Consider the following 16,041-nt stretch of genomic DNA (forward strand, 5'->3'; position numbering starts at 1 on the left):
TCCCCGTAGAGGTTGTCGCCGAGGGAGCGCCGCGGCTCCCCGGACTGCGCACGCCGGCGCACAAGCTCTTCCACGGTCACACTGTTCGAGCGCTCGCGAGCGCGTCGGCTCTGGCGGGTGGTGCGGCGGTTGCTTTCCGCCTGCTGGACGCGCCGGCGCACCGTTTCGCGCTGCGTCACGGCGTTGCGCCGCGTGAGCAAAGCGATGCGCAGCAGCGCCAACACGATTGATCCCAAGGTGACCGCGGCGAGGACCGGGAAGAACTCGATAACCGGGTAGGCGATAGCGAGCACATTTGCGCGCGCTGCCGTACCGGACTCAGCTGAGCTGCCGCCCCGGGTGATCAGCCACCCAGTTGCGAGCAACGCTGTCACGTAGAGGATCGGGGCGGTAACGACGGTGAGGAACAGCCCGCGCGGATTCACCAGCGTGGTGACCAAGATGACCGCCGCGGCGAAACACACCATGAACGGCCAACCAATCTGCCCCAGGTATGTGGACAGTGCGGCCCCGGTAAACAGCGCCGCGAAAACAATTGCGACGCCGGAAGCAGTGGCAAGACCGACGAACGTTGTTCGCCGAGCATGTGATTTCCGGGTAGGCGCATGTGACACGCTGAATGAGTTTACTCATTCACCCCGTCTGTTTCGTACTCCCACGGGTGCAACTCCGGTTGCGGGGCAGCGGCGTGGCGCGGAGACGCCGAGATCTGCTGTGGGGATTGCGCCCGGTTTCGCCCCGTGCGGTGGGAGACTCCCAGCTCGCCGAGCCGTCGTGCGGTGACGAGGACGCGGGAATCGAGCGACGCCAGGGTGGAGTTGTAGGCCTCGACAGCCTTTTCCAAAGACTGGCCGAGGCGGGCGTAGTGCTCGCTCATTGTTCCCATACGTTGGTGCAACTCCGCGCCGAGGCGCTGGATTTTCTTCGCCTTGTCGTTCATCTCCTCGTGGCGCCACCCGAGCGCAACGGTGCGCAGCAGCGCGAACAACGTTGTGGGGGTGGCGATCACAACATCTCGCGCGAAGGCGAAGTCGAGCAGCTCCGGGTCGAGGCCGAGGGCGGCGTCCAGGAAAGGATCGGCGGGGACGAACAGCACCACGAATTCGGGAGTGGGTTGAAACGCCTCGATGTACGGCTTGGCAGACAGCGTCTCCACGTGGCTGCGCAGCAGGTGGGAGTGCCGGCGCAGATAGGCCTGTTTCTCCTCAGGGTCGTCGGTGTTCAGCGCATCCAGGTACGAGGAGAACGGAACCTTTGCGTCGACGATGATGGTGCGCCCGTGCGAGAGGCGCACGAGCATGTCGGGGCGGACGCGGGTGCCGTCGACAAGCGTTGTCGCTTGGACGTCGAAGTCGCAGTGCTCCACCATGCCGCCGAGCTCGACGACGCGTTGCAGCTGCATCTCGCCCCACCGGCCGCGGGTCTGCGGTGAGCGCAGCGCGGAAATGAGCTGGTCGGTGCGATCGCTCAGACGTGTCGACGTGCGGGTGATGGCCTGTACCTGGCTGGCGAGCGCGGAGTAGGCCACGGCGCGGTCCTCGTCCATGTCGTCGATCTGTCCGGCGAGGCGCTCGAGCGCGCGGGTCACCGGGACCATGTCGATCTGCTCGTGCCTGGCGCTACTCACGGAACCAGCAGGCTGCCGCTGGCGCAGTGCCACAACGGCGGCGGCAGCGCCGAGGATGAGGCCGAGTGTGAAAACGATGAGGGTGGTGGCGGTCGACATGGCCGAAAGTGTGCCACACGCCCCGGACACGGACCTGGTGCTAGTTCTTCGGTTTGCGCTTTTTGTCGAACATGTCGGCGATACGGTCGGGGTGGACGTACTGGCGCAGCCGCGGGTTGGAACGGACCTTTTCCCAGCCGCGCTCTACACCGGAGCGGCGCACTGGGGCGGGCTCGTCACTCGGCATGGCTGGTGCCTCCCAGTCGCGGTCGCCGCGCCATTCGCGGCGCTCGTGGACGGATTCGCGCTCCTCGAGCTCGGCGATGGCCTTGCCCTCGGGGGTTATGAATTCCAGCTGGTCTGCGCGCTTTTCCCCGGCGTGGATCTTGATCATGTCGAGCACGTAGCGGTAGGCCACGGCAATCATCGCCGCGGCGGGCACCGCGAGGAATGCTCCGACGAGGCCGAAGAGGCCGCCACCGACGGTGACGGAGACGAGCACGATCACCGGGTGGAGGTTCATCGCGCGCGACTGCAGCAACGGGGAGAGGATGTTGCCTTCGAGCTGCTGAACGGCGATGACAAGGCCGAGGACGATCATCGCTTTGGTGAAGCCGAAGGAAACGAGGGCCACGAGGACAGCGAGGGCACCGGCGGTCACCGCACCGACGATTGGGATGAATCCCGCGATGAACGTGATCACCGCGAGGGTAAAGGCCATTGGGATGTTCAGGAAGTAAAGGCCGAGGCCGATGAAGACGGCGTCGACAAGCGAGACGATCGCTTGGGCCCTGATGAAGCCGGACAGGGTGTTCCACCCGCGGGTGAACAGCTCCGTGGCGTGCAGACCCGTGCGGCCTCCGGTGGCGGAGCGCAGCCAGGGGAGGAAGCGGTGGCCATCTTTGAGGAAGAAGAAGGTCAACACGAGCACGACCACGAGGGTGACCACCAGGCCCGCAGCGGTACCGATTCCGGCGAAGACACCGCCGGCGATAGCGCCTGCCTGGTTTTGCAGCCACTGGGCGATCTCGTTGATGGCCTCGTTGAGGTCGTCGGGGTTGACATTTAGCGGCGGGCCCTGCAGCCACAGCTGCATGCGCTGGATGCCCTCGAGAGCCTGGAGGTAGAGGATGCGCGAGTGCGCCGCGATGTCAGGGGCGATCAGCGAGGCCAAAAAGCCGGCGAGGCCGAAAAACGCCAAAAGCGACGTCACTGCCGCCAGGCCTGAGGGGACCTTCTTGCGGCGCAGGAAGCTCGTGATCGGCGCGAGCACGGTGCAGACGATCAGCGCCAGCACAATGGGCAAAATTCCCGCCCAGAACGCGCCGATGATCTGCGACAGGGCGTACAAAAAGACTGCGACGACGAGGATGCGCAGGGCAAACATGGCTGTTGATTTGAGCCAGGTGTTGACCACGACTCCGCGGTCGACGATGTCGCGGGGCGGAGAATCCACGGGCTTGTCTGAGGGGATTGCTGTGCTCACCTGAAATATATTGCACTATCGCCATGAGCTTTGCGACGTCCACCCGCGCACACCCACGCCCATCAACCTCGATGACAGGTACGTGGGATAGGATCGACCCCCGTGAGCCTTACTCTTGGAATCGTCGGTCTGCCCAACGTGGGCAAGTCCACTCTCTTTAATGCCCTAACCCGCAACGACGTTCTCGCCGCGAACTACCCGTTCGCGACGATCGAGCCGAACGTGGGCCTCGTCGAGCTTCCCGACGCCCGCCTGACGCGCCTTGCTGAAATCTTCGGTTCTGAGCGCATCCTGCCGGCGACGGTGTCCTTCGTGGATATCGCCGGCATTGTCAAGGGTGCCTCCGAGGGTGAAGGCATGGGCAACGCGTTTTTGGCCAACATCCGCGAAGCGGACGCAATCTGCCAGGTGGTCCGTGCGTTCTCGGACGACAACGTCATCCACGTCGACGGACGGGTCAACCCGGCGAGCGACATCTCGGTGATCAATACCGAGCTCATTCTCGCCGACCTCCAGACCATTGAAAAGGCGCTGCCGCGCCTGGAGAAGGATGCGCGCAAGGACAAGGACCTGGCGGCAGTCGTCGCTGAGGCGAAGAAGGCCCAGGCCATCCTCGAAGACGACCGCACCCTTTTCGCCGCCGCCAAGAGTGGCGATATCGACCTCGCGGCTCTGCGCGACCTGCACCTGATGACGGCCAAGCCGTTCCTTTACGTGTTCAACTCCGATGAGGCCGTACTGACCGACGAGGCGCGCCAGCAGGAGCTGCGCGAGCTCATCGCCCCGGCCGAGGCCGTCTTCCTCGACGCCCAGACCGAGACCGAGCTGCTCGAGCTTGACGAGGAAGACGCAGCCGAGCTCCTCGCCGCCGTGGGCCAGGACGAGCCGGGCCTGAACACGCTGGCCCGCGCGGGCTTCGAGACTCTTGGCCTGCAGACCTACCTCACCGCCGGGCCGAAGGAGGCACGGGCCTGGACGATCCGCCAGGGCGACACCGCCCCGAAGGCCGCCGGCGTGATCCACTCCGACTTTGAGAAGGGCTTCATCAAAGCCGAGATCGTCGCCTTTGACGACCTCGACGAGTGCGGCTCCATGGCCGAGGCCCGCGCCAAGGGCAAGGTCCGCCAGGAGGGCAAGGACTACGTCATGGCTGACGGCGACGTCGTGGAGTTCAAGTTCAACGTCTAGCGTTATTAACGCGACGCGGCATGCATGGCATGCCTGATGTGTGATCAGATCCTTCGGTGACCGTGACATGGAGCTTGTCTGGTTGCGTGAGCGGGTGCCGCGGATCGATCCGCGAATCCACAAGGCTGCGAACCGGAAGCTGCATCTGCTCGATGTTGCGGTGTCGCTCAATGCGCTTCGAGTGCCTCTAGGGAATCGACTTGAAGCCGGAGCGGGCGTCGTGACAACCAGCGGCGAGTACATCACTTGTGACATCGTCGCTGGCACGAGCCCCGCGACGATCGTCGCCGAAAGTGATCCCGCACTTGCCTTCTTGACCTTGGCTGATTCCGCTCTGTCGGCTGGGCACAGCCTCGTCGTGCCGAAGCAGCATTGCCTTGGGGTCCTGGATGCGACGTCTGAATCCCGGGAGGCGGTGATCGAGTTATGCAGTGTGGTTGGTCGAGTCATGGTCGAGGCGGAGGTGGGGACAGGGGTCAATCTGCTGAGCGCCTGTGGTCTTGGGAGTGATCAGTCGGTTGATCACTGGCGCATCCATCTGGTGCCGCGTCGTAGCGGCGATGGCGTGGATACCTGGCCCGAGACGGACTCTCCTGTCGCGGCGAGCGATCACGCGAACGCTGGGGTGCGAATCGCCTCGGCAGTGACGATCGTCGCCTGAGTCTTTCTGTAGCGCACGAAGAACTTGCGGAGTATTACGCAGACTGCAATCGGCTACGCAACGCGGTCGAGTTTCGGCACGTTAGTAAGTCTTCATCGTGCCTGAGGCGCCGGGAGTCAGTCCAAGCAGAACTCATTTCCCTCGGGGTCGGCCATGTCGATCCAGCCAGCTTCGATCCCCGACGGCTCGACCCGCCGAAGTACGGTTGCCCCTGCGGATTCGAGTTCGGCGGCCCGAGCCGACAGTGCCGTCATCCGCTCGTCGCCGCGAAGTCCGGGCGCTGCGCGGAGATCCAGGTGCAGGCGATTCTTGGCAACCTTGCGCTCTGGGACCTGCTAAAACCAGAGGTGGGGCCCTTGCCCTCCGGGTCGGAACAGGCCGCCCGCGAATTCCATTCGGACTCGGGGATTCCCCATGCTGTCAGGGCTTCGGGCCACGAGGTGAACGGTGCGGGCGCGGAATCGAGCTCGTAGCCCAAGGCCAGGCACCAGAAGTTGGCAAGACTGGTGGGATCGGCGCAGTCGAAGGTGATCTGAACGGTGATGGCCATGCCATCGATTGCAGTGGGCCGCAGTTGTGCTCAGTCGTAGACCTTGTCCCGTCGGCCGATGGAGAAGACCTGGATGGTGACGACGTCATCATGGATCACGGCCAGGATGCGGTATGAACCCGCCCGGTACCGCCATTCGCCTGAGTGGTTTGCGGTGAGTCCCTTGCCGAAGGCGCGAGGGTCTGCGCAGCCGTCGAGGTTGTTCTTGATCCAGGTGGCGAGGATCCTGGCGTCGAACCGGTCCATTTTCTTGAGTTGCTTGCGGGCTCGCGCGGTTAGCTCGACGCGATATGACCTGGGCTGGGTGCCCATCAGGCGAGTTCAGTCAGGATCTCGTCGATGCTGAAGCGCTCGCCGGAGTCGTGGGCGATGGCGTCCCGAAGTTCCCGCAGATCGTAGGCGTCCTCGATCTTCTCCAGGATGGCGGCTCGGGCGAAGTCGGATATGGTCATGCCCTCGAACTGGGCGAACTTGCGCACGAGTTCGGCGTCCTCATCGCTCATCCGCACGGTCATGGTGCTCATGGCATCCCCTTCCTGTCTGAATACAGTGTATTCAGGGGTGTGTTCAGGGGCAAGCCTTCCACGGAGATGGCGAGGAGTGCGGGGAGGGGATCCGGTTGCTCATCAGACTGTAATCGGCTACGGAACGCGGTGGAGCTTCGGTTTAACGTCTAAAACACGGGCGCTACCGGGGAGATCAAACCCGGAAGCGCCCGTCGACGGCGGGGTTTAGAGGTCGGAGTGCTCCGCTTTGCCGAGCTGCTCCATGAGGTCATCGGGGGTCAGGTTGGCGTCCATAAACTCCTTGGACAGAGGCAGGCGCAGCTGCAGGTCGGTTCCGATGCACAGCTCGGCGACGGCGCTCTTGATCTCGTAGTCGATGACGTGACCGCCAACGGTGTGGTCGTCATCGATGAAGTGGACGTGGCATCCGGGCACGGAGATGGTCGCTTCGAACTCGGGTGTGCGGAAGCCACACAACACGCCCGTGACGTTGTCGAAGCGCAGCACGTCTTCGCCGTCGGTGGCGTCCACGAGGGAGGGGTAGGGGCGAGTCTGGCGGGCGACGGTACGGGTTGTCACCCAGTTGAACTCGCCGGTGATGCGGACGGCGTACAGGTAGTTGGAGCTGGGCTCCATCGTGTCGATGATTTCGCTGACGCTCTTGCGCACAAGATCGCCGCTCAGTTCCATCGACAGCGAGGGAACGAAGTTGGTGACAACGGCGTAGGGGGTCTTCGTCGACAGCGGCGGCTCGGTGATCGTGCCGTCGGCGCGCATTTGGTAGCAGCGACCGCCGATGATGATCATCTCGCCGTCGAGCTCGTTGAAGGTGCCGATGCCGAACGAGCCGTGGCCGAGGAGCTCCTGCAGAGTCAGGTCGTCATCGAAGACGCCGGAAGCGAGTGAGGAGATGAGGCCGTGTTGGAAGATGGTGTGGCGGGTGGGGATCATACTGGGGCCTTTCGTTGAGGTTGTGGTGCCATCGGGTGCTCAGGTGAGGAGTGGCACACACTGGGCGGTTGGCATTGTGGTGCGGAGTGCTGAATCACTCTAGTAGTTCGCCGCGGAGCTGGTGGGCGAGGTAGGTGGCGTTGTTCGCGTAGTTGACGGGGACGTTGATCACCGACGGGCCTTCCTCGGCGAGGGCCGCCTTGATGGTGGGGGCCAAATCGTCGGGGTTGGTCACGGTGTGCCCGTGGGCTCCGTAGGACTCCGCGTGTGCGGCGACGTCGTATTCTCCGAGCTGGATGCCGCTGGTGCGTCCGTACCGCATCTCCTGCTGGAAGGCGACCATGTTGTAGGTGTTGTCGTTGAAAACGACGTGAACGAGGTTGCTCTTGAGCCGGACTGCGGTCTCGAGCTCCATGGCGGAGAACAGGAATCCACCGTCGCCGGAGACGGACACGACCGGCCTGGTCGGGTCGACGATGGTTGCCGCGATACCCCACGGCAGGCCGACGCCCAGGGTCTGCTGGCCGTTGGAGAACAGCAGGGTTCGGGGCTGATAGGTGCGGAAGTACCGTGCCATGTAGATCTGGTGGGAACCGATGTCGCACGTCACGACGGTGTCGTCGGACAGGCATTCGCGCATCGTCTGCACGACCATGAGCGGGTCCAGGCCGGTTTCGCTGGCGCCGACGGGCAGCTCGACCTTGTTGAGTTGCTCGCGCAGCTTTTCGGCTGCGGAGCGGGCCTGTTCAGGCATCTGGTAGTCCTTGAGCAGGAGAGCCAGCTCGTGGAGCGTGGAGGGGATGTCCCCGTGCAGTTCCAGTGTGGGCTGGAACGCGGCGTCGATGTCGCCGCCGACCTCGTCGATGGTGATGATCCGACGTGCGTCGTCGGTATTCCACAGGTGAGCGTCGTACTCGATCTGGTCGTATCCGAGCGCGACCACGAGATCTGCCTGGTGCAGGGCGATGTCGCCAGGCTGGTTGCGGAACAGACCCACGCGGCCGAGGAAGTGATCCTCCAGATCGCGGCCGATGATTCCGGCAGCCTGGAACGTCTCCACGACGTGCAGGTCGGTGGTGCTGAGGAGCTCACGCAGTGCCAGCGCGCCCTCGTTGCACGCCGTGCGCATGCCAGCCAGGATGACAGGGAAGCGCGCCGCCTTAATGGCCTCGGCCGCCTCCTCCAGGGACGCCTTTGGTGCCGGGCCGAGGCGGGGGTTGAGAAGGTTCGTGGTGATCGAGCTCGTTGTCGGCTCGGCAAGGACGTCGCTCGGGAGCACGACAGCCGTCGCGCCACGCGGCATGACGGATGCCTGGCGGAAGGCGTTCGTCAACGTGGAAGCGACGTTGTCGGCGGCATTGACCTCACCGCTGGATTTAGTGACAGTTTGCAGGAAGGCGGTGGCGTCGAGGGACTGGTGGGTGTGCTTGAGTCGGTCGCCGCGCGGAACCGCACCGCAGATCGCGACCATCGGGTCACCCTCGGAGGTCGCCGTCAGAAGGCCAGTCGCGAGGTTTGTCACCCCGGGTCCGGAGGTGGCGATCGCGACACCGGGAGTACCAGTCAGGCGGCCTACAGCCGCGGCCATGAATGCAGCGTTTTGCTCGTGCCGGCACACGACGACCTCGATATCGGAGTCCAGGAGGGCGTCGAAGACCTGGTCGATCTTGGCGCCGGGAACGCCGAAGACGGTGGTGACACCTTGGGCCTGAAGCACCTCGACAACGCGCTCTGCGCTACGACGGGACGTACTGTTCGTGGACATGGTGAATCACAACACTTTCTGTGCTTAGGGGTTGGGAAGAAGGGATCGGCGGTACAGGTCGCGAGAGATGTGGCGTCTCGTGACATCGCGTGCCAAAAGAAGATCGCCACCGCCGATCCGGTGCGTGAATTTTCAGTGCTCCAGGTAGGACGTGTCGCCACCGCCGGTGTTGCAACGGGTTGTCACCGTGGATGGCGCACGTGAAACGGGGAGCTAGGCCGGTCATCAGCTCGTTAATCACGCCTTTGTTGTGGAGCGCGGATGATTATCCAGATGGGAGGCCACGTCCTGGTCGGCGAACACCTACATGTCCAAGTCTGCGAGAGCGCGCAGATCGTACCGGGCTTTCGCAGAGAGCCTTTTCACCGCCGCGTTCTTTCACGGTCCGCACGTGGGGGAGCATCTGGGGAAAATGTTGAACACTCCGATCAGCGACCGTGATCCCCGTTGTAATCTGGGGATCGGGGGCCCGCTGCGTCATGGCCCACAGCGTATCAGACAGATTCGTTAATCCCATCGCTAGAGGTCGTGGCCTTGCGGGGCCGGCCTAACCCCCCCCATTCCACCCGCTTCTCCGACCGCCCCTAAGCCCCATTGCCTCTCATCTCCTCGCGTCCAGCAGGGAGAATAGCGAGCGACATCGGTGCATTACCGTGTCGCCGACCACGTGTGGCTGAATGGTCATAGTCCTACCCGCTGCCCACGAGGTTGTTCCATGCTCAGTAAAGCCGCACAACATGGCGCTGCCCTGTCTGCGCTCGTCGCGTTCGTACTCGCCTCCGCCGACTTGGCAGCACCGAGCGCCTTCGCAGCAGACAGCCCCATCTACCGCGCTGCCGTCGGTGTGGGTGCTGATGCCGCGAGCGCGAACATTTCGTGGCGCTCCAGGAACCGGGGCCCGGAGGTCGTGCGCCTCATACCGGTGGACCGCCCTGACCAGTCGCGGGAGATCGAGGGCCGCGTCGCCAACTTCGGGGCGCGTTCCTATCTGTCAAAGGTTGCCGAGGTCACGGGCCTTCAGCCCGGCACCACGTACCGCCTTCAGATCGGCTCTGACGAGAAGGGGTGGAGTGAGCCCGAGCATTTCACCGTCGATGACGGCGACGGCACCTGGGAGGCGATCGCCATCGCGGATGCGCAGGTCGGTGTCGGCGCACGGGTCTCCGAGCAGGCAGCGACGTGGCGTGCCACGGCGGAGGCCGCGCAGCGCCGTGCTCCCGACGCCGCCGTCTTCTTCAGCCTCGGCGACCAAGTCGAGGGCTGGGGCAATCTCGTCGGCCCGCGAGGGCAGTACGATGGCTTCTTTTCAGCCCCGCAGCTGCGCCGCTTCCGCGTCGCCACCATCGAGGGCAACCATGAAAAGCGGCCCACGAGCTGGGCCAGGCGCCACTACAAGGAGCACTGGATTCTCCCGCACGAGCTGGGGGAGACGTCACATTACTACTTCGAGCAGGACAACGCCCTCGTCATTGGGCTGAACTCCAACCGCAACGACGAGGCAGGTCTCGCCGAGCAGGCGCAGTTCGTACGCGACACCGTCGCAGCCCACGGCACCGACAAGGCCTGGGTCATTGTGACGAACCACTTCGCGTTCCATTCCCAGGGCGGCCGCTTCTCGACGCCCGAGATCCAGCGCATGCGTGAAACACTCAGCCCCGTCTTCTCCGAGGTCGGCGTTGATCTCGTGCTCAGCGGCCACGATCACATGTACAACCGCTCCCATCTGGTCAACGGCCTCGCGCCGACCGTGCCCGACACCCCTGCGGCGCCGGGGGACGTGCTTACCCAGCGCGAGGGCGAGGTTTTGTACCTGACTTTGAGTACTGCGGGCGGGGGAAAGTTTTACGACTTCACCGGCAGGGACGGCCACTCATACCCCGGCATGACGCTGAAGCGCGCCCGCGAGCTCAACCTCCACGAGGACACCGTCGCCTTCTGGAACCAGGACTACACCCCGGACTACTCCGTGATCCGCGTCAGCCCCGAGGCAATCACCGTGCGCACCAGCAACGCCGCCGACGATTCGCTTGTCGACGCCATCACGCTCACCCGCGCCGGTCGTACCGCGGCGTTCCACCCAGCGAGCGCGCCCACTCGGCACCCCTGAACTCAGCTTCACCGGTGTAGGCCAAAGGGGCGTCGGACGCCGCCACGACGATGTTGCCGTAGGCGCGGCCGTCGAACATCTCCGCTGTCGATACCGCCGCCACGTGCGCGAAGACCTCGGCTAACCCCGCGATCTCCGCGCGGGTTTCACCCAGCCCGGCGCGGTCGCCGATGTTGGCCACGTAGATTCCTCCGGGGCGCAGTGCCATATGGGCCGCGCGGAAGAACTCGACCGTGGTCAGCGGGCGCGGAGTCGCGGGCCCGGCGAAGACGTCGCGCACAATGAGGTCGACTGAGCCCAGCGTGAGCGCGTGGGTGAAGGCGCGTGCCTCGGCGACGACGATGCGCACCGGGGGCGCGAAAACGTCGCGCACGAGGCGCGCCAGTCCCCGGTCGAGCTCGACGGCGGTGTTGCGGCTGTCCCACCGGTGCGCCACGTAGGAGGGCAGTGCGCAGCCTGCCGCACCGAGATGCACTGCCTCAAACGGCTCGGGGAGGTCGATGAAGCCTGCGATCCAGCGCATGTAGTCGTACTCGAGGACCTCGGGCGCGCCCGGGACCACATACGAGCTGGGTACGTTGTTGACTTCGAGGGTGAAGGCGCCGTCGCGAAGCGGGTCCGCGACCACGCGCGCGGTGCCGGTGTCAATGGGGTAGGCGCCCTCGATCCGTGGCTTGAGGTGCCGGGGTTTGTCCTTGCGCATCACCGACTATTCTTATCTGCCATGCTCACCCTGCGCGAAGCGACCCCCGCCGACAAAGCGGCCGCGATCGAAATCTGGGATGCCTCCGGCATCACCGCCCCCTGGAACGACCCGCCCCACGACTTCGACCGTGCGCTTGCCGCGCCGGGTTCCGTTGCTTTTGTCGTCGAGTCCGAGCAGCGCGTCGAGGCGATCGCGCTGACGGGGTTCGACGGCCACCTCGGGTGGATCCACATGGTAGGGGTTCGCCCCGAAGCGCAGGGGCAGGGGATCGGGCGTATGCTTGCCGACGCCGCCAAGGCTTACCTCAAAGACAACGGGGCGACCGGGGCTTACCTGATGACCGACCCGGCCAACCAGCGTGGCCGGAAATTCTGGGAGCGCGAGGGCTTCTTCGAGATCGACGCCGTCGTGTTCACCGCGCCCTTGGGCGATAATTAGCGCACCACCACCGACGCGAAGGACACCACGATGGCACGCACGCTTCCCTACATTTCTTTCCACGGCAACGCCGCCGAGATGCTGAACTACTACCACTCTGTTTTCGGCGGAGAACTGAATGTGCTCACCTACGGCGAGCAGATGGACAACGGCGCCGAGTTCCCCTTTGAAGCACCCCGGGACGCCGTCGCCCACGGCACGTTGACCGGCATGTTCAACCTCAGCGGCGGCGACGACCTCGAGGACAGTTCGGGATCACTCAACCGCGGTGATTTGTCGTTTGTGCTTGAAGTGGACTCGCCGGAGGAGGGCGAGACGTACATTGCCGCGCTCGCTGCTGACGGTGGGCAGGTGACCATGCCGTTTACGCAGGCGCCTTGGGGCGACCACTACGGCCAGGTGGAAGACAAGTTCGGCATGGCGTGGCACGTGTCCACGCACTCCGAGAACTAGTCCTTCGCCTTTGCCCACGACTCCGTTTTTGCAAACATTGTCGCGATCACGGCGCCAACGAGAATGACGCCGGCGGGCAACCACAGCGAGTGCGACATTGCTTGGGCAAACGGGGCGTGGAGGGCGTCGGGAAGCGTGCCCGCGTTTGCTGGGCTCGTGCTCGCGCCGGGGCCGAGCTGCCTGGTGAGCTGCGCCGTCATGGCCGCCGCGATTGAGGCGGATCCGATCACCGCACCGACCTGGCGCACGGTGTTGTACACCGAGGAGCCTGAACCGGCGAGCCGGGGATGGAGGTTGCGCGTCGCAATCATCGACAGCGGGCCCCACATCATGGAATTACCCAGACCCGTGAGGACCGAGATGGCCAACATCCAGGTCGGGTCAATCGCTGGATCAGTCAGTACCGCAACCAAAACGACCGACAGTCCCATGAGGACGAGCCCGGCGATGGCGAACGGTTTCGGCGAACGCGTATTCGTCATCGCACCGATTTTCGGCGAGAGCAGCCCGGAAACCACACCTGCGGGGAGGATGAGCAGCGCCGCCTGCGTAGGAGTAAATCCCTGCACCGATTGGATGTAGATCATCCACGGGATCATGTAGGTCGTGATGGTGAAGCCCACGGTGGCGATGGTCAGCGATGCGAGGGTGAAGTTGCGGTCGCGGAAAAGCTCGGGTGGAACGAGCGCGTCGCGGCGCGTGCGCGTCTGCCACCACGCGAACACGCAGAGGAGGACAATCCCGCCAGCGATGAGGGTCAGTGCCCGCCAGTCCCAGTTGAAGTGCTCGCCTTCTTGAATGCCGAAGATGAGTCCAAACATGCCGGCGGAGCTGAGCACAACCCCCGGCCAGTCGAAGTTGCGGGCGAAGCGCTCCAACCGGGGGAGGTTTATCCACGCGAGCGCCAGGCCGATGATCCCGATGGGGACGTTGACGAAGAAGATCCACTGCCACCCGGCGGCGTCGACAAGCAACCCGCCGGCGAGGGGGCCCACGATGGTGGCCACGCCTGCGGTGGCGCCCCACACTCCCATCGCCCCGCCGCGCTCCTCCGGTTTGAAGGTGCGGATCATCATAGACATGGTTTGCGGAGTGACCATGGCGCCGCCTAGGCCCTGGAAGGTGCGGGCGATGATCAGCGCCTCAATTGTGCCGGCCATTCCGCACGCGAGGGAGGACGCGGTGAAGAGGGCGAGGCCGCCGAGGTACATCGCGCGGGGACCGAACCGGTCCCCGAAGCGCCCGGTGACGAGCAGCGGCACCGCGTAGGCGAGGAGGTAGGCGCTGTTGACCCAAATGACTTGGTTGTACGTCGCGCCCAGCCCCGCGGTAATGGCGGGGATGGCGACGGAGACGATCGTCGAGTCAACGAGGATCATGAAGAAGCCGAGCATCATGGTCACAAGCGCCACCCAGGGTGACGTGGGCGAAGTGTGGGTCACCGCCTGAACTCTACCGGCGCACCAAAGGCCCGGCCGAAGCCGGGCCCGACGCAGTGATCGCCTAGCGGAAACGGGCGAGATCACCCAGGATTCGGTCGATCTGGTGCGGTGCCACGAGGGCAAACAGGCTGCCCAGACCGATCAGCGCAACGATGGCCAGGATGATCGACTTCAGCGGGCTCACGGAGGAACCAGCAGACATGTCGGGCGCGGGAGTCTCAACGCCGGTAACGGTCACGGGGACCCACACATCGGTGCCTGCATCGGTGGTGATGCGCAGACGCTGCTCGCCGGAGAGGTTCTGCGGGACCGCGATGGTGACGGTTGCCCGGCCAGACTCGTTGTACTGTGCCGTGCGGTAGGTCGAGTCGATGGGTGCGGTCACGGTGGCGGAGCCCAGCTCGACGGTGACGGTCGAGGCAGTCTCACCTTGAGTGTAGATGAGTGAGGAGATGTCAATGGTCGCTTCTTCGCCTGCCTTAAGCGGCTCATCGATGTGGACGGCTACGTTGGACTGGCCGGTGCGCGGTGCCGGAGCGTCGCCGCCGGACAGGTAGGTGCGCAGGTAGTCGGTGAACGCCATAACGTCGATGTAGCCGAGGTTGGCCGGCTCGGAGCCGTTGGCCAGTGCGGTGAAGCCGTCACCACCGGAGAGCAGGAAGGTCGAACCCGCAACGACGTAGTCGCGGTTGGGGTCGATCGGCTCGCCGTCGATGAGGACGTTAGTGATGCGCTCGCCCTGCGGGCGGGTCTCGTCGTAGGTGTAAGAGACGTTGTTGGACACGCCGAGAGAGAGGAAGGGGCGAGAAGCCGCCGGATCTTTCCACTGCTGCTCGAGCGCTTCGACGAAGGCGGAACCTTTCAGCGTGACGAAGGTCAGGGGGTTGTTGAACGGCTGCACGGCGTAGACGTCCGCGGCGGTGACGTCGCCTGCGAGGAGGTCAGCACGCACACCGCCGGCGTTCATGACACCGATGTCCGGGGTGACGGCGGAGTTCTCGCCCACGGCCCACTTGGCCACCTCGGCGAGAAGGTTGTTGAGCTGCGACTCAGTCCCTCGGTTGGAGCCGGAGGCCTCGCCTTCGTTGGCGCCGCGGTAGAGGTCCATATCGAGCTGGCCGATAACCACCTGGCTCTCGGCGTCAGCCGCTTCCTGCGCTGCCGCGATGGTTGCGGCGATCTCTGGGTAGAGCTCCTGCAGTTCGTCCGGGGAGCCGCAGGCGCGGATGTCGTCCTGGTTGAGCAGTTCGACGCTGTCGAAGGTCACCGTGTCGGTGGTGGCGTCGTAGGTCATCTCGACGTTGGCGAGGCCCTGGGAATAGAACCCGGCCTGCAGCACCAGCGGGTTACCCTCGGCCTGGTTGATGAACTCGTGGCTGTGGCCCATGAAGACGACATCGACGTTGTCCGACCACGCACTCGCGGGGATGGCGCCCTCGTGCGGCAGGGCGATGACAACGTCCGCCTCGCCGGAAGCGGTGAGCTCGTCGGCGATGGAGTTAATCGTCTCGACTGGCTCGTGCCAGGTGATGCCCCGGATTCCGGCGGGGGAGACGAGGTTGGGCATGTCCTGGGTAACCGCGCCCACGAACGCGACGTTGACGCCGTTGAGGTCCATGATGCGGTAGTCGCGGATATCGGTCTTGTCCAGGCCCTCTGCGTTGGCGGCGAGGTAAGTCCATTCGGCAGCCGGGACGATGCGGTTGACCAGGTCATCCTGCCCCGCGTCGAACTCGTGGTTGCCCACTGCGGAGACATCGAGGCCCATCTGGTTGAGGACATCGATGGTCGGTGCGTCGTCGAGGATCATCGAGGCGAATGCGGACGCACCCACGTTGTCACCGGAGGAGGTGAACGCGTGGGCGGATTCCCCCGCGAACTCGTCGATCGCGCACTTCAGGTGGAGCGCGCCGGGAACGTCCTTGCCGTTGTCGGCGAAGTATCCGTGGAAGTCGGTGATGTTCGAGACAGAAAATGTCGCGGAGTCCTGGGCAGATGCGACCGGAAGCCCGGCCAGGGCGAGGGCGCTGACCGAGGTGACGGAAACAGCGGTGGTGAGGGCGCGCAAACGCATGGGGTTCCTTTCAGGTAAGTGTGCGCCCGACACGTTAAGACGTACAGG

15 protein-coding genes and 1 pseudogene are annotated in these 16,041 nt (G+C 64.6%); 5 read left to right on the plus strand and 11 right to left on the minus strand.

The window, feature by feature from the left end; translation table 11 throughout:
- From VVR41_RS08830 to VVR41_RS08840, 3 genes are all read right to left on the minus strand, one after another.
- On the minus strand, positions 1–614 hold a 614-nt coding region (locus VVR41_RS08830), incomplete at its 3' end, for a DUF6542 domain-containing protein (protein WP_368524450.1).
- 11 nt (positions 615–625) lie between these two features.
- Positions 626–1,726, minus strand: coding sequence for a DNA recombination protein RmuC (locus tag VVR41_RS08835; protein ID WP_368524451.1), 1,101 nt, complete (start codon positions 1,724–1,726; stop codon positions 626–628).
- Between the two features lie 40 nt (positions 1,727–1,766).
- Positions 1,767–3,152: an AI-2E family transporter gene (locus tag VVR41_RS08840; protein ID WP_368524452.1), complete on the minus strand. Its 1,386-nt coding sequence runs from the start codon at positions 3,150–3,152 to the stop codon at positions 1,767–1,769.
- 102 nt (positions 3,153–3,254) lie between these two features.
- On the opposite strand from VVR41_RS08840, the gene ychF reads away from it, so the two are divergent.
- Together ychF and VVR41_RS08850 are read left to right on the plus strand one after the other, a co-directional pair.
- The gene (ychF, locus tag VVR41_RS08845; RefSeq protein WP_368524453.1) at positions 3,255–4,340 is read left to right on the plus strand and encodes a redox-regulated ATPase YchF; all 1,086 of its coding nucleotides are present in this window, start codon (positions 3,255–3,257) and stop codon (positions 4,338–4,340) included.
- A gap of 67 nt (positions 4,341–4,407) precedes the next feature.
- Positions 4,408–5,001, plus strand: coding sequence for an HIT domain-containing protein (locus VVR41_RS08850; RefSeq protein WP_368524454.1), 594 nt, complete (start codon positions 4,408–4,410; stop codon positions 4,999–5,001).
- 116 nt (positions 5,002–5,117) lie between these two features.
- Here the strand turns inward: VVR41_RS08850 and VVR41_RS08860 are convergent.
- The 5 genes and pseudogenes from VVR41_RS08860 to alsS all read right to left on the minus strand — a co-directional run bounded on the left by VVR41_RS08860 (position 5,118) and on the right by alsS (position 8,773).
- A pseudogene (locus VVR41_RS08860) lies at positions 5,118–5,551 on the minus strand (VOC family protein).
- A gap of 30 nt (positions 5,552–5,581) precedes the next feature.
- Positions 5,582–5,863, minus strand: coding sequence for a type II toxin-antitoxin system RelE/ParE family toxin (locus VVR41_RS08865; RefSeq protein WP_368524456.1), 282 nt, complete (start codon positions 5,861–5,863; stop codon positions 5,582–5,584).
- Positions 5,863–6,075 carry a type II toxin-antitoxin system RelB family antitoxin gene (gene relB, locus VVR41_RS08870; RefSeq protein ID WP_321103006.1) on the minus strand — a complete coding sequence of 71 codons (213 nt, stop codon included), beginning with the start codon at positions 6,073–6,075 and terminating at the stop codon, positions 5,863–5,865. The genes VVR41_RS08865 and relB overlap by 1 nt, the downstream gene beginning before the upstream one ends.
- 207 nt (positions 6,076–6,282) lie before the next feature.
- Positions 6,283–7,008 carry an acetolactate decarboxylase gene (budA, locus tag VVR41_RS08875; RefSeq protein ID WP_321103008.1) on the minus strand — a complete coding sequence of 242 codons (726 nt, stop codon included), beginning with the start codon at positions 7,006–7,008 and terminating at the stop codon, positions 6,283–6,285.
- Between the two features lie 94 nt (positions 7,009–7,102).
- Positions 7,103–8,773 (minus strand): acetolactate synthase AlsS, encoded by a 1,671-nt coding sequence (gene alsS, locus VVR41_RS08880; RefSeq protein WP_368524457.1) that lies wholly within the window; start codon positions 8,771–8,773, stop codon positions 7,103–7,105.
- Positions 8,774–9,488: 715 nt separating this feature from the next.
- On the opposite strand from alsS, the gene VVR41_RS08885 reads away from it, so the two are divergent.
- Entirely contained in the window at positions 9,489–10,880 is a 1,392-nt protein-coding gene (locus VVR41_RS08885; protein WP_368524458.1) for a fibronectin type III domain-containing protein, read from the plus strand.
- Here the strand turns inward: VVR41_RS08885 and VVR41_RS08890 are convergent.
- Positions 10,819–11,583: a spermidine synthase gene (locus VVR41_RS08890; protein ID WP_368524459.1), complete on the minus strand. Its 765-nt coding sequence runs from the start codon at positions 11,581–11,583 to the stop codon at positions 10,819–10,821. The two genes, VVR41_RS08885 and VVR41_RS08890, sit on opposite strands and share 62 nt — an antisense overlap.
- A 21-nt stretch (positions 11,584–11,604) precedes the next feature.
- On the opposite strand from VVR41_RS08890, the gene VVR41_RS08895 reads away from it, so the two are divergent.
- Both VVR41_RS08895 and VVR41_RS08900 read left to right on the plus strand, forming a co-directional pair.
- Positions 11,605–12,024 (plus strand): GNAT family N-acetyltransferase, encoded by a 420-nt coding sequence (locus VVR41_RS08895; RefSeq protein ID WP_368524460.1) that lies wholly within the window; start codon positions 11,605–11,607, stop codon positions 12,022–12,024.
- Positions 12,025–12,054: 30 nt separating this feature from the next.
- On the plus strand, positions 12,055–12,477 hold the full coding sequence (locus VVR41_RS08900) for a VOC family protein (RefSeq protein WP_368524461.1): 423 nt from the start codon (positions 12,055–12,057) through the stop codon (positions 12,475–12,477).
- Here VVR41_RS08900 and VVR41_RS08905 read toward each other — a convergent pair.
- Together VVR41_RS08905 and VVR41_RS08910 are read right to left on the minus strand one after the other, a co-directional pair.
- Positions 12,474–13,919, minus strand: a complete 1,446-nt coding sequence (locus VVR41_RS08905; RefSeq protein ID WP_368524462.1) for a DHA2 family efflux MFS transporter permease subunit — start codon at positions 13,917–13,919, stop codon at positions 12,474–12,476. The two genes, VVR41_RS08900 and VVR41_RS08905, sit on opposite strands and share 4 nt — an antisense overlap.
- Positions 13,920–13,980: 61 nt before the next feature.
- Positions 13,981–15,993, minus strand: coding sequence for a bifunctional UDP-sugar hydrolase/5'-nucleotidase (locus VVR41_RS08910; RefSeq protein ID WP_368524463.1), 2,013 nt, complete (start codon positions 15,991–15,993; stop codon positions 13,981–13,983).
- Positions 15,994–16,041 lie beyond the last annotated feature (48 nt).

This window comes from Corynebacterium sp. LK2510 (assembly GCF_040946405.1).
Taxonomy (GTDB): domain Bacteria; phylum Actinomycetota; class Actinomycetes; order Mycobacteriales; family Mycobacteriaceae; genus Corynebacterium.

Coding starts and splice junctions, on each gene's coding strand:
- VVR41_RS08835 (WP_368524451.1), bottom strand. CDS start 1,726: ATGTCGACCGCCACCACCCTCATCGTTTTCACACTCGGCCTCATCCTC.
- VVR41_RS08850 (WP_368524454.1), top strand. CDS start 4,408: ATGGAGCTTGTCTGGTTGCGTGAGCGGGTGCCGCGGATCGATCCGCGA.
- VVR41_RS08865 (WP_368524456.1), bottom strand. CDS start 5,863: ATGGGCACCCAGCCCAGGTCATATCGCGTCGAGCTAACCGCGCGAGCC.
- relB (WP_321103006.1), bottom strand. CDS start 6,075: ATGAGCACCATGACCGTGCGGATGAGCGATGAGGACGCCGAACTCGTG.
- budA (WP_321103008.1), bottom strand. CDS start 7,008: ATGATCCCCACCCGCCACACCATCTTCCAACACGGCCTCATCTCCTCA.
- alsS (WP_368524457.1), bottom strand. CDS start 8,773: ATGTCCACGAACAGTACGTCCCGTCGTAGCGCAGAGCGCGTTGTCGAG.
- VVR41_RS08885 (WP_368524458.1), top strand. CDS start 9,489: ATGCTCAGTAAAGCCGCACAACATGGCGCTGCCCTGTCTGCGCTCGTC.
- VVR41_RS08890 (WP_368524459.1), bottom strand. CDS start 11,583: ATGCGCAAGGACAAACCCCGGCACCTCAAGCCACGGATCGAGGGCGCC.
- VVR41_RS08895 (WP_368524460.1), top strand. CDS start 11,605: ATGCTCACCCTGCGCGAAGCGACCCCCGCCGACAAAGCGGCCGCGATC.
- VVR41_RS08900 (WP_368524461.1), top strand. CDS start 12,055: ATGGCACGCACGCTTCCCTACATTTCTTTCCACGGCAACGCCGCCGAG.
- VVR41_RS08910 (WP_368524463.1), bottom strand. CDS start 15,993: ATGCGTTTGCGCGCCCTCACCACCGCTGTTTCCGTCACCTCGGTCAGC.